The 13,543-nt window shown below is 49.5% G+C and carries 9 protein-coding genes; 6 read left to right on the top strand and 3 right to left on the bottom strand.

Annotation, left to right across the window (positions count from 1 at the left end):
• Positions 1-279 precede the first annotated feature (279 nt).
• The 4 genes from HGH92_RS08160 to HGH92_RS08145 all read left to right on the top strand — a co-directional run bounded on the left by HGH92_RS08160 (position 280) and on the right by HGH92_RS08145 (position 4,895).
• Entirely contained in the window at positions 280-1,437 is a 1,158-nt protein-coding gene (locus tag HGH92_RS08160) for a 3-dehydroquinate synthase (RefSeq protein WP_168870227.1), read from the top strand.
• Positions 1,434-2,654: a metabolite traffic protein EboE gene (eboE, locus tag HGH92_RS08155; protein ID WP_168870226.1), complete on the top strand. Its 1,221-nt coding sequence runs from the start codon at positions 1,434-1,436 to the stop codon at positions 2,652-2,654. Before HGH92_RS08160 ends, eboE begins: the two co-directional genes overlap by 4 nt.
• Positions 2,655-2,789: 135 nt before the next feature.
• The gene (locus HGH92_RS08150) at positions 2,790-4,154 is read left to right on the top strand and encodes an alkaline phosphatase family protein (protein WP_168870225.1); all 1,365 of its coding nucleotides are present in this window, start codon (positions 2,790-2,792) and stop codon (positions 4,152-4,154) included.
• Between the two features lie 381 nt (positions 4,155-4,535).
• On the top strand, positions 4,536-4,895 hold the full coding sequence (locus HGH92_RS08145) for an MmcQ/YjbR family DNA-binding protein (RefSeq protein ID WP_168870224.1): 360 nt from the start codon (positions 4,536-4,538) through the stop codon (positions 4,893-4,895).
• A gap of 2 nt (positions 4,896-4,897) precedes the next feature.
• Here the strand turns inward: HGH92_RS08145 and HGH92_RS08140 are convergent, their stop codons facing one another.
• Positions 4,898-5,683: a sulfite exporter TauE/SafE family protein gene (locus HGH92_RS08140; RefSeq protein WP_168870223.1), complete on the bottom strand. Its 786-nt coding sequence runs from the start codon at positions 5,681-5,683 to the stop codon at positions 4,898-4,900.
• Between the two features lie 214 nt (positions 5,684-5,897).
• Between HGH92_RS08140 and HGH92_RS08135 the strand changes: the two genes are divergently transcribed.
• Positions 5,898-6,593: a hypothetical protein gene (locus HGH92_RS08135; protein ID WP_168870222.1), complete on the top strand. Its 696-nt coding sequence runs from the start codon at positions 5,898-5,900 to the stop codon at positions 6,591-6,593.
• Positions 6,594-6,684: 91 nt separating this feature from the next.
• Here HGH92_RS08135 and HGH92_RS08130 read toward each other — a convergent pair whose 3' ends face one another.
• Positions 6,685-8,457, bottom strand: coding sequence for a DUF885 domain-containing protein (locus tag HGH92_RS08130; RefSeq protein WP_168870221.1), 1,773 nt, complete (start codon positions 8,455-8,457; stop codon positions 6,685-6,687).
• 115 nt (positions 8,458-8,572) lie between these two features.
• Positions 8,573-9,940 (bottom strand): DUF1080 domain-containing protein, encoded by a 1,368-nt coding sequence (locus HGH92_RS08125; protein WP_168870220.1) that lies wholly within the window; start codon positions 9,938-9,940, stop codon positions 8,573-8,575.
• A gap of 588 nt (positions 9,941-10,528) precedes the next feature.
• Here HGH92_RS08125 and HGH92_RS08120 point away from each other — a divergent pair.
• The gene (locus HGH92_RS08120) at positions 10,529-13,531 is read left to right on the top strand and encodes a SusC/RagA family TonB-linked outer membrane protein (protein WP_168870219.1); all 3,003 of its coding nucleotides are present in this window, start codon (positions 10,529-10,531) and stop codon (positions 13,529-13,531) included.
• The last annotated feature ends 12 nt before the right edge of the window (positions 13,532-13,543 follow it).

Genomic DNA, 13,543 nt, shown 5'->3' with positions numbered 1-13,543 from the left:
ATGGGCTGCTGGTAAGGCTTTGCGCCCCCGGGGAGGCCCTCCGTAGAAATACGCAATTTTTAAAATAATGGTTTGTACCGTTAAATTCCCCCTGTAAACGGGGTTTCTTTACATCCGGTAATGAACCGTTTCTCTATTGCATACCGATAACAACAAACAGGTAGAACCTCAAAAAAGGCTCCGTTCACGGAGCCTTATTCTTTATGAAAATATCTCATTTTTATATGTACTTTTAAAGGCTATTGAATTTTTTTAGATTGATGCAAGCGGAACAATGCCATGGAGTACATTCAACAACAATTCGACGTTAACTTTTCGTTCAGGGTCTTTTTTTCAAGAGATTTATTTGATCCGGCTAATACCTGTTTGTCAGCCTTCCTGGAGTCCAAAGCTGAAGCGGCTTTCCAGAAAAAACTGCTGGTGGTCCTCGATGGAGGCGTAGCCGCCAGCCATCCCGGCCTCGCCGAAAAAATCACTTATTATCTGATGCAGGTGCGCGGTTTCCGGCTGGCGCCGGAAATAGTCACGCTCACCGGCGGCGAAAGCGTGAAAAATGATTTGTCACAGCTGTTTTCCCTGGTAGATGCCATCGATCAGCATGGCATCGATCGCCACTCCTATGTGATTGGCATTGGCGGCGGCTCCCTGCTCGACCTCGTCGGTTTTGCAGCGGCCATCTCCCACCGTGGCGTGAAACATATTCGTATACCCACTACCGTATTATCACAAAATGATTCCGGTGTGGGCGTAAAAAACGGAATTAACTATAAGGGCAAGAAAAATTTCCTTGGCTCCTTTGCCCCGCCGGCGGCCGTGTTCAACGACAGTACTTTCCTGACCACGCTGGACGGGCGCGACTGGCGCTCCGGCATGGTGGAAGCGGTAAAGGTAGCCCTTATCCGCGACGCTCCTTTCTTTGAATGGATGGAGAAAAAAGCGGAGGCCCTTACCGGCGGCGATATGCCGGCCATGGAGGAGCTGATATACCGCTGCGCGGCGCTGCATATGGCGCACATTGGAGGTGGCGGCGATCCGTTTGAAAGCGGCTCGGCACGCCCGCTCGATTTCGGGCACTGGAGCGCACATAAGCTGGAACAGCTGACCGATTTTTCGCTCCGGCACGGGGAAGCGGTGTCTATCGGCATTGCCCTCGATAGCGTGTATTCCTTCCTGTTAGGATGGATCGACGAAGCGGCGATGCTCCGTATTGTCCATGTGCTGAAAGCCATGCAGCTGCCCATCTGGCATCCGCTGCTGCAAAAGCAGGACAACGAACCATCTCCGGTGATCGCAGGACTGGAAGAGTTCCGCGAGCACCTCGGCGGGCAACTCACGATCTCGCTGCTGCGGGCTATCGGAAGAGGCGCGGAGATACACCATATAGATCTGGATATGCTGTACAAAGCAGCAGATATCTGCCAAAAACTACAGTCATGAAAACAGCATACGGACATCTGACTTATTGCACCAATATCCATCCCGGAGAAAAATGGGAAGACCATTTCGCACAACTCCGGAAATATATACCCGCAGTCAAACAACAGGTGGCGCCGGACCAGCCTTTCGGCATCGGTCTGCGCCTGGCCAATACCGCCAGCCTGGAGCTGACAAAGGAAGAAAACCTGAACGCTTTCAAAGCATGGCTGCAACAGGAAAACTGTTACGTATTTACGATGAACGGTTTCCCCTATGGCGGCTTTCACGATACCGTAGTCAAAGACCAGGTACATACGCCCGACTGGACGCAAGCCGACAGGGTGGCCTATACCGTCCGGCTGTTCCGCCTGCTGGCGGCGCTGCTGCCGGAAGGTATGGAAGGCGGTATCTCTACGTCTCCTTTATCATACAAATACTGGTGCAACCGCTGTGAGGAAGAAAAAAATTCTTTCACGGAGAGCGCCACCCTGAATATGTTGCTGGTAGTGGAACAGCTGGCACGCATCCATCGTAGCGGCGGCCCGTTGATGCACCTCGATGTGGAACCTGAACCAGACGGACTGCTCGAAAATACGGACGAATATATCAGCTGGTACATGGGATCGCTGTTGCCGGCGGGCATTCCGTTTATCATGGACAAGCTGCGTGTGGACGAAGCGGAAGCGGCGTCCATCATCAAAAACCATTTACAGCTTTGTTATGATGTCTGCCACTTTGCGCTTGAATATGAAGTGCCAAAGCAGGTACTGGAACAGCTGCGGCTTTACGGCCTTAAAGTGGGCAAATTGCAGATCAGCGCGGCCCTGAAGGCAGACCTGCCCGCAGCGGCGCAGGCACGGCAAAAAGTAATAGACGCCTTCCGTCCGTTCAACGAGCCCGTTTACCTGCACCAGGTGATCGGCCGGAAAACAGACGGCTCCCTGGTACGTTATCCCGATCTGCCGCAGGCGCTGGAAGATGCCGGTAATACGGACGTAGTGGAATGGCGCTCCCATTTCCACGTGCCGGTATTTGCCGACAGGTTTGAGGTGCTGCATTCCACGCAGTCAGATATTGTGGATGTGCTGACATTACAACGGCAACAGCCTTTTACCGCGCATATGGAAGTGGAAACATATACCTGGGACGTACTGCCACAGGGCCTGAAAGAGGAAATGGCGGTGTCTGTGTCGAGGGAATTGAACTGGATTAAAAAAATAATAGCAAATAAGGACTAATGAACTGGCGGTTACGGGTCACTATTACGAACTAAAAAACGCAACAGCGCACCGGCCTGAAGGCCCTGCCCGTTACAGAACTTCCAATTCGTAATTCGTAATTCGTAATTTGTAATTGAATTTAAGGTTGTATCTATGAGAAAAACAGTCGTATTGGACGTTGTAGGATTATCCTCCGCACTGCTGGAGCACATGCCTTTCCTGAAAGCATATGCGCAGCAAAGGCATGTGGCCACCGTGGCCCCTATGTTGCCTGCTGTGACCACCTCGGTGCAGAGTACCTATCTGACCGGTAAATGGCCAAGTGAACACGGTATTGTGGGTAACGGCTGGTATGACCGTACCGACTGTGAGGTCAAATTCTGGAAACAGTCCAACAAACTGGTGGAATCTGCCAAAATATGGGAAAAAGCGCGCCGCCTGGACCCCTCCTTCACCTGTGCGCAAATGTGCTGGTGGTACAATATGTACGCTGATGTGGACTTTTCCCTGACGCCCCGTCCCAACTACCTGTCGGACGGCCGTAAGATCCCTGACTGCTATACTTCGCCAGGTGAGCTGCGGGATTACCTGACGCAGGAACTGGGGCCTTTCCCGTTGTTCAACTACTGGGGGCCTACTGCCAATATCAAATCCTCCCAATGGATCGCTGATGCTACCATCCTGACCGATAAACGCCACGATCCCACGCTGACATTCGTTTATCTGCCTCACCTCGACTACTGCCTGCAGAAATTCGGGCAGGACCCTGCCGGCATCGCCAAAGAGCTGCAGGAGATCGACGGAGTATGCCGGCAGTTGATCACTTACTACCAGCAGAAGGGCTGCGATCCCATCGTGTTGTCGGAATATGGTATTACCAATGTGAATAACCCGGTGCATATCAACCGTATCCTGCGCCAGGAAGGGTTGATCGCCGTGCGCGTGGAAAGAGGCCTGGAACTGATGGATGCCGGTGCGTCCAAAGCTTTTGCCGTGTCTGACCACCAGATAGCGCATATTTATGTAAATGATCCTTCCTGTTATAAAAGAGTACGGGACCTCGTTCAGAAGGTGCCTGGCGTACAGCTGGTACTGGACCGTGAAGGCAAAAGACAGCATCACCTGCACCACGAACGCAGCGGCGACCTGGTGCTGATGGCGGATGCCAACAGCTGGTTTACCTACTATTACTGGCTGGATGATAACAAGGCGCCGGATTTTGCGCGTATCGTGGATATTCACCGTAAACCGGGATATGATCCGGTGGAAATGTTTATGAACCCGGCTGACCCGCTGATCAAGCTGAAAGCGGCCGCCAAACTGTTGAAGAAAAAGCTCGGGTTCCGGTACCTGATGAACGTTATTCCGCTGGATGCCACGCTGATCAAAGGCTCACATGGCCGTTTGGAGGAAAACCCGGTAAACCATGCAGTGGTCATCAACAAACAACCTTTCAAACAAAACCAGCTACAGGCGACTGATGTATATGAGGTGATATGGAACCAGTTGGTTGACTAAACCATCCCCGCATATACAGATCCGGCTGTATAATGATCTGTTGACTGCTGCTGGCCGAAAGGCTGGCAGCACGCCATCATGGAAAGAAACTGTACAAACGCCGGGAGGGTATAGAGGTCTCCGTTGCCCCGGGGCGTGTAGCCCTGGCGTATGGTTTGTAGGTTTTTCTATTAAAATCTGGTTAATTCCTTGCTTCTGCACGTTTGAAGTGCGTTATTTTATCCAATTAATTCGCTATTTTTATATAGCAGTTTCATTTCTATTTACAGCATAAACCCATTCCACATATGTGACATATTTTTATATGTTTATTTGTGGCCAGATTCTAATTGAGGTATCCGTTCAGGAACGGGAATATAAACTATGTTTAAACCTGCCGCTATGTTTGACAATGCCCTTGATTTTTGCCAGTCTTTACCGGCTGTTACCACTGATAAGAAGTGGGATAACGAACTGCGTTTTTTTGTAGGGGAGAAATTGTTTTGTATGATTTCTCTTGATCCGCCGCAACGCGTTTCTTTCAAATGTACGCCCAATCAATATCACCAGCTGATAGCCAAACGTGGTATTGTGCCTGCGCCGCATCTGGCGCGTTACCACTGGGTGCAGCTGCAACAGGAGGATATTTTGCCTGGCCCTGAGCTGGAGCATTTCCTGCATGACGCATATGATCTTATTTTGCGTTCTTTACCGCCATATGAGCAGGAAGAGATAGAAAAACTTCGTAAGCTGAATGCCTGATATTATTTCCAGATCGTGAAGAATATATCGTATAAGCCGAAGATAACAAGGGTGCCCGCGAATAATTTTTCAAGTAAGGGAGTCTTCATTTTTATTGCTGTTTTGGCTCCAAGATAGGAAGCCGGAAAAGCGGTGAGCGACAGCAGCAACGCGATGTTCCAGTCAATATGCCCGAGGCACCAATGTGTAATGGCGCCGGGAACGGAAAGCACCGCAGACAAAATAACCGCGCAGGCCAATGCCTGCTTGATCGGCATCTTTAGGCGGCGAATAAAGAAGGTGCTGAACAGAATACCTCCCGCATTGGCCAGCAGGCCGGACAAAAAGCCGATGAACAAAGCTGCGCCCACAATTTGAGATGCCCTGATGTCGTCGCTGTTGACCGGTGTTTCCACAGAAGACCCTTTATGGCGGAGGTAGGAGTACAGCAGGGAGCCTCCCAGTGTTACGATAAACAGTGCTGTCAGCAACATCAGTGTTTTCCCCGGCAGGTAACTGCTAAACCAGGAGCCCACTACGGTGGCAGGTACCCCAAATACAGCCCCTAATAATACCACACGTTTGTTGAACAGCTTTTCACGGCTATAAACCGCTGTGGCAGACAGTGTGCTGGAAATAGACGCCGGTAGGGGCGATGCGAGGGCAAAAAAAGGATTGACGCCCGCAAAAATCTGTAGCGCAGGAGTGCTGATAGCGCTGCCGCCTTTGCCTAAAAGGCCCGATAAATAACCGACTACTACCCCTATGACCAATACTGGCAGGTAGTTGGATTGTTGTAAATACTCCATTCAATTTATCCCTCCGGGAATGTGCAAACTAATGGTTGGTGGTTGGTTTGTCTCAATTACAGGTTTATCAAAAATAGGGGGCATTTATTAATATGGGTGATAACTATAAGTTATGGGAGATAACAATATATTATATTTATTGCTAGTCTATAAAGCTAATGAACTGAATATTCGTTATTTTCATACCGCTAACGAATAGCAGTTAAATTGTGATATGACAAAGAAAGTGGATTTCCCCAATGCTGATTATTCCTTACAATGGCTGTACAGGGACCCGGACCAGCATATCTATGAAGATTACAATACAATCGGCGTTCCCGACGAACGGATTTTTGAGGATATCCACCGAGTGCTTGAAATATTGCATGCGGCACAGTTGCTAATACCTGTCAACCTCAACCGGTCGAAGAAATTTGAGTTCTCTGGCACCAGCATCGATGACATCGTGGCGGAAATCCGGCAGTGGGTGCGTTCGCGGGTGATCAAGCAGAAATTGTCCATCTATGGCCATGGGATAGTGAAGCTGCCCAATGGAGAGGAGGCCGTACAAAAAGATCTGGTACAGCTGGCAGATGTGCGTTTTACAGAGAGAAGTTTTAAGATCACTACCGCCAAAACCATCTGGGTGCCGGTAGTGCTGGACGATACAGATAACTACAACTGGCAGATTGGACTGGCAGAACAGAATGCACCAAGGTTGGAAAACTGCCTCGCTGCCGTATTCCACAAGCTGAAACTGGAAGTTACTCCGGGCCTGGAAGAAGAAGACCGTTCCAAACCTGTGTGGCAGAAAGGGTTTAAGCTGTACCCATCCCGCGAAGCTATTGAAAGCGCTTATATAGAAGACCCACCCCCGCCCAGTTTTGATATCGCCAAATACCTGTTGCCTAAAACGCAGGCAAACCAATAAACCCGGACTATGCCTTTGATCAATAAAAACTGCCCGGCCGTATAACAGCCAGGCAGTGATATCATTTTCAAAAGAAACCTCTTAAAAAATCTTACTGGCCATAGAACCGTGTCATTTTCTGTTCGAGTATGGAAAGCGGCACGCAGCCATCTTTCAGCAGTTCGTCATGGAAAGCAGGAAGACTGAATTTATCGCCCAGTGCTTTGGTATATTTCTCCCGCAGTTCTCTTATTTTGAGCTCTCCTATTTTGTAAGACAGTGCCTGGCCGGGGATGACCATGTAACGCTCTACTTCCGCAGTAGCGTCGTGTTCAGACACCGGTTCATTGTCCATCATATATTTAATGGCCTGTTCACGGGTCCAGCCTTTATGATGCATGCCAACGTCTACGACTAAACGAATAGCACGATGGATTTCATCAGTCAGCCGGCCGAAGTACATATACGGATCGGTATACAGTCCCAGTTCCTTACCGAGGCTTTCGCAGTAGAGAGCATATCCTTCGCCGAAGGCACCCACCCAGTTGAAGCGGCGGAACCTGGGCAGGGAATCGTTTTCCTGTTGCAGGGAGGACTGGAAGTGGTGACCAGGAATGGCTTCATGCAGGAAGAGGCTTTCCATGCCGGGGTAAGGGAATTCAGCTGCATTCAGGATAGGAACGTAGAAGATACCGGGACGGGAACCGTCCGGATTGCCGGGCTGGTATTCAGCGGAGGCTGATGCAGCGCGGAAGGCTTCTGTTTGCCTGATCTCGAATTTGGATTTAGGCAGATGACCATACATTTTTCTGACGCCGGGCATGATTTTGTTTTCGATCGCTTTAAAGGAATCGAGGATGGCGCCGGGTGTTTTGAAAATGCGCAGTTTTTTGTCGTTGCGTACTTCCGCGAAGAAAGCCGTCAGATCTCCTTTGAAGCCGGTGCTGTTTTTTACTTCTTCCATTTCCTGGCGGATACGGGCCACTTCGCGTTCGCCGATGGCATAGATTTCATCCGGTGTCTGGTTGGTGGAAGTCCAGTATCTGACGAGGAACCCGTAATATTTCTTTCCGTCAGGAATACCTCCGATACCGCTGGTTTTGCGGGCTTTGGGCAGATATTCTGTTTGCATGAAGGTATACAGCTTTCCGTATGCCGGGAGGATGTATTTTTCGATGGCTGCCGTGTAATCGGCTGTCAACTGCTGTTTAGCGGCAGCATCCAGTGAATCGGGCAGTGTTTTAAGAGGTGTGTAGAAAACGTTGGCCGTATCTTTTTTAGCCAGGTCTTTCAGTTGCGGCAGTGTTTTGATCACCAGTTTTTCCGGTAATACATAACCGGTAGCGATGCCTTGGCGCATATTGGAGATGGCGGTGTCTGCCCACACAGAAAAACCTTCCATCCGATGCATGAAATTTTCGTAGTCTTTTTTTGTTTTGAAAGGTTGGGCGGAGGAGCCGGAGCCTAGCTGAGCGAGCGTGATAGGCAGGCAGGTGAACTGTTGCACCGGCATCAGGTAGTCGTGGTATGTAAGCATTTCCCGGTTGAGCGAAAGCTCCCTTTCCAGCATGTCATAAGTGATGCGGTCGTTGCCGGACAATCCCGTGGTGTCGATATTTTTGAGGGACTGCTGGTAGGCGGCCAGGAAAGAATCGGCATGTTGCCGGAAGGCAGCTCCGATATCTGTCGGCAGCTGGTCGTTGTATTTGTTTTCACCGTTGAAAGTGGCTTGAAGCGGCTGCAGGGCCATATTACCATCGTAATAGCGCTCCACCAGCTGGTGCAGGGAGTCCCGCGAGGCTTGTTGGCCGTTGTGGGAACTTTTCTGCTGGCAGGAGGTGGCGGCCAGCACACTGCCCACTAACAATAAAGAGGCGTATTTCATGTTGAGTATGGATTAAGTAAACAATTTAATCAAATCCCAACAACAAAAAAGCATTCCGAAGAATCGGAATGCTTATTTAGAACAGTGAACAATGAAAAAAAAGATAAAAAATATTTTATTTCAATACTTTAATTCGAATGCTTTTGAAAGACACCTCGTTACCATGGTCTTGTAACAGAATGTGTCCTACCGGCCATAACCCAAAATTCTTCCAGTTTTTGTATTTGCTGATCGCCACCAGGTCTTTGAAGGCTTGGGAGCCCCGTTCATATTCCAATACTTTAAAACCGTTCAGCCAGTGCTCTACGTGGTTATTTGGATACACAATAATACGACCTTTGTTCCAATCTCCAATAGGTAGCAGGGCACGTTTTTCCTGTTTTCTTGTCATGAGATCGTAAAGTGACGCCAGGGTACGGTTTCCGTCGCGTCCCAGCTTGGCGTCCGGGTGTTTTTCATCATCCAGTACCTGGTACTCCAGCCCAATGGCAGATTTTCCACCGGTTTCATATGATTCATTTACGAAATATTTCACCCCGCTGTTGGCTCCTGGCGTGAGTTTGAACATAAACTCCATTTCAAAGGCGCCGTATTCTTTTTCTGTGACGATGTCGCCGCCGCTGCCTTCTTCATCCCCGTTGGAATGCATAATGGTCAGCATGCCGTCCTGGATATGCCAGCCGGAAGTGGGGAAATCCTTTCTGTAAGCGCCTCTCCAGCCTTTGGAGGTCTTACCGTCCCACAGCAGCTGGTATCCGTTCTTTTTCTGCTGACCGGAAATAGTGTTGTCCACATTATTCACCACATAGATATTATCATAGGGAGAATACTGGGAAGCTGCCGGTTTGTCTATGATCCGGATATTTTTCCAGTAAATATGTTTGTTTTCGTCAGCGGCATTTTTGCCGATGCCATGCACCTGCAATGCGATAAAACCTTTAGGCAGCGCGGTATCCACCAGATGTGCGGTAGGAACGCCGTTCACCCAGGTACGGATTTCATTGCCCCTGCATTCAATACGGTATTTATTCCAGTCGGTAGGTTTGAATGCATTTTGCCCCGCAGGATTCAACTCCATAGGGTATTGCCAGCCTCTCCGGCCTTCTTCGTACACACCACCGCTCCACTTGCGGTCAGACGGGTCTATCTCCATCTGGTAGCCAAATACACGGCCATTCTGATAGTCGTCGCGGCTCTGGCTGCGAAATTGTATACCGGAGTTAAAAGGAGCGCCCAGTTTAAATTCCAGCTCCAGGATGAAATCTCCGTAGTCCTTATCGGTGGCCAGGAAGGAGTTGGGGGTGCCGGTCACTGTTGTACCGACTATCTGTCCGTCCTCTACATTATATACCGCCTTGCCTCCCAGCTGTTTCCAGCCTTTCAGGTCTTTGCCATTAAAAAGCGTTTGCCACTGGCCCTTTTGGGCAAACAGGCTGCCGTACATAAAAAGCAGGCTGCCGCATAGTAAAATCGTCTTTTTCATAACTTGTTATACTGGAATGAAGGTGTCAAATTAGGCAATGAAAATGATTTTTACAACCGATTGCAAAGAAAAAAACTTTTCAAGACGGAAAATAATAGGGCTGGGTTGACCAAGGTAGATGCCAGCCAACCATAAACGCTTACTTTTTAGTTGCCGATCTACTGAAGATATTACAGTCTCTTACCTGAATTTCTTTTGGGAAATCTCGCTGAATGCCCTGCTTACAAAGATGATAATTTCCCATTAACGATAGTATAGTTAACCATATTGCCGAAAAACGCTACCAGTCAACCAGCTCAATTCAACTTCAGAAAAATGTTCTCCGGAAAAATAACCTGATCATCTCCCGGAAATCTTCTTAAAAAAACTTCTGTATAAAAGCCTCATCCAAAAGATGTTAAAAAATATTGTCAAAATTGCCCAGTCCCCAAAACCGCGATAATCCCTTTGCTGCCCCCACTTTTACCTCCTGGCCCGCAAAAAAATTGCATTCCTAAAATTGCAATCGTTTGCATCTCTGCAAATTATTATTATTTTGGGCTGGATAAGTTAGTACCCAATTCCATTTTTTGAAAAACTGATAACGTTATGAATAGGATTTCACGCTTATGTTTTGCAGCGTTATGCCTGCTGCTATGCCATCAGCTTGCTCAAGCACAATCCAAACAGGTGGAGGGAAATGTTGTAGCAAAAGATAAGACTCCCCTGGTAGGCGTTACGGTAGCTGTTAAAGGCGGTACTTCCGGCACGCAGACCGACGCTAATGGACACTTTAAATTACAGGTTGCCAATTCCTCCAATGCTGTACTGGTTTTTTCCTTCATCGGCTACACCCGGCATGAAGAACCCGTCTCCGGACGCGGCGTCATCAGCATCACCCTGGAGGAAGACCAGAAAAAACTGGAAGAAATTGTTGTTGTTGGCTATGGTCAACAAAAGAAAAAAGATGTGACCGGCTCCATCGCTTCTGTCAGCAGTAAAGCCATCCAGGAAGTACCGGTGACCAACGCGCAACAGGCGCTGCAAGGCCGTACGCCTGGTGTGGACGTCATCAGCAACAGCGCCAAACCCGGCGACGAGCCCACGGTCCGCATCCGCGGTACCCGCTCCCTCTCCGCCGGCAACGATCCGCTTTATGTAATTGACGGTATCCCGTACTCCGGCAGTTTGAATGATATCGGTCCGGGCACCATCCAGTCCATGGAGATCCTGAAAGATGCCTCTGCAACGGCTATCTACGGTTCCCGCGGCGCCAACGGCGTAGTGCTGATCACCACTACCCGCGGTAAAACCAGTCGCCCGATTGTGACCTATTCCGGCTCCTATGGCATGGTGAAAAACCTCGGACAAACAGACCTGATGAACGGCGCCCAGTTCGCCGAAATGCGCCGCGAAGCCTACCGCACCATCGGTAAGTACAATGACAACAACCGCGACTCCTCCGACAGAGCCATCTTTGTTCCGCAGGAATATGCAGGCATTCAGAAAGGCACCAACACCGACTGGCAAAAACTGCTCCTGTCTACCGGATACCAAACCAACCACTCCCTCGGCGTAAACGGCGGCACGGAAAAAACAAAATATGCGGTCGGCCTCGGCTACTTCAAAGACCAGGGCGTGTTGAAACTGCAAAGCTATGAACGCTATAATATCAATATCAGCCTCGATCAGATGATCGGTTCCCGCGTAAAAGTAGGCGCCACCATGCTCGCTTCCTATAGCAACCGCAAAGGCGAAACTTACAATGGCATCAACAACGCCATCCGTATGCTGCCCATCTCATCTCCCTATGATGATAACGGCAACCTGATCACCTTCCCGAACAATGACAGTAACCTGCCCAACCCGTTGCTGGACTACGTGCCGGGCGCCCGCACGGAGAACCGCAAACGTTTCCGTCTTTTTACCAGTCTTTATGGCGAAGTGGAAATAATCGACGGCCTTAAGTACAGGCTGAACGTTGGACCGGATATCTCGCAATACAACTACGGCCTGTTCCAGGGTAAGAACACGTTCGATCTCCTGATCGGCGGCGGCGATGCCACCGCTTCCAAAACCAGCGGAGAAACGATTGCATACACCGTGGAAAACGTAGTCACCTACAATAAAACTTTCAACAAAAAACATAATATCGGCTTCACCGGTCTGTACAGCGTACAAAGACAAAGAGGCGACAGCACCACGGCCAACGTACGCGGCGTGCTCGTGGAAGCTCAGGAATACTACAACCTCGGTCAGGCAATGAACGTTACCGGCGTTGGCAGCAGCCTCGGTACCTGGACCATCCTGTCTTATATGGGACGCCTCAACTACGGATATGATGACCGTTATCTCGTGACGCTGACAATGCGCGCTGACGGCTCCTCCCGCTTCGCTCCCGGTCATAAGTGGGGCTATTTCCCCTCCGTGGCCGCCGCCTGGAATATGAGCAACGAACAGTTCCTCAAAAACAGCCGTAACATCAGCCATATGAAACTGCGCGCCAGCTTCGGCCGTATAGGCAATACCGGTATAGATCCATATGCTACACAGGGTTTGCTGGCACGTATTCCCTACTCGTTCGGCGGAAAAGGCGTGCTCGGTTATACGCCGCAAATGCTGCGTAACCCCAATCTTACCTGGGAAACCACCACTTCCTTCGATGCCGGCCTTGACTTCGGCTTCTTTAAAGACCGCCTGACCGGTACGGTCGATTTCTATAAACAGAAAACCACAGACCTGCTCATGCCTTTCCTGCTGCCTTACAGCAACGGCTTCAACAGCGTCCTGCAAAACGTAGGCGCCACCAGCAATACCGGCTGGGAAGTAGCACTGTCCGGCATCATCATCGACAATCCGAAAGGATTTAACTGGAGCATGGACGTGAACTTCTCCCGCAACCGGTCTAAAATCCTGGAACTGATGGGTGGTAAGACAGAAGATATCGGCAACGGCTGGTTTGTAGGTCAGCCTACATACGTGTACTACGACTACAACAAAATCGGTATCTGGCAAACCAACGATAAAACCGATGGGCTGCTCTATAAACCCAAACCAGGTGAAATCAAAGTGGAAGACACCAATGGCGATAAAAAAATCGATGCCAGCGATCGTAAAATACTCGGTACACCGCAGCCCGACTGGACTGCCGGTATGACCCAACGGCTTTCCTATAAAAACTTTGAATTGTCTGTAGTAGCCTTTGCCCGTGTAGGCGGTATGATCAAAAGCGATTTCTATCAAAATACCAACACATTGTTCGGCCGTTTCAATAACCTGAACATCAACTACTGGACACCTACTAATCCGACCAACGATTTCCCACGGCCCAATGCCAACCAGGAGCGTCCGGTCAATTACCAGTCCCTCAGCTATTTTGATGGTTCTTTCTTTAAAATCAGGAACATCTCCCTCTCTTATGCGTTGCCGGAAGCTACCGTGAAACGTATGCAGATGCAGGACCTGCGCTTTAATGTGAGTGTAAAACAACCACTCATCCTGGCGCCTTACAGACAGAAATACAAGGGAGTAGATCCTGAAGACGTGAACGTAATTGGTATTGACGCACCCGCCACCTGGATGTTGCAGTTTGGTGTGAATGCACGGTTCTAATTTTTTTCAATC

The sequence above is a fragment of the Chitinophaga varians genome (assembly GCF_012641275.1).
GTDB classification, from domain to species: Bacteria; Bacteroidota; Bacteroidia; order Chitinophagales; family Chitinophagaceae; genus Chitinophaga; species Chitinophaga varians_A.
The sequence above is the reverse complement of the archived record's forward strand: the minus strand, read 5'-3'. Positions and strand labels throughout refer to the sequence as shown.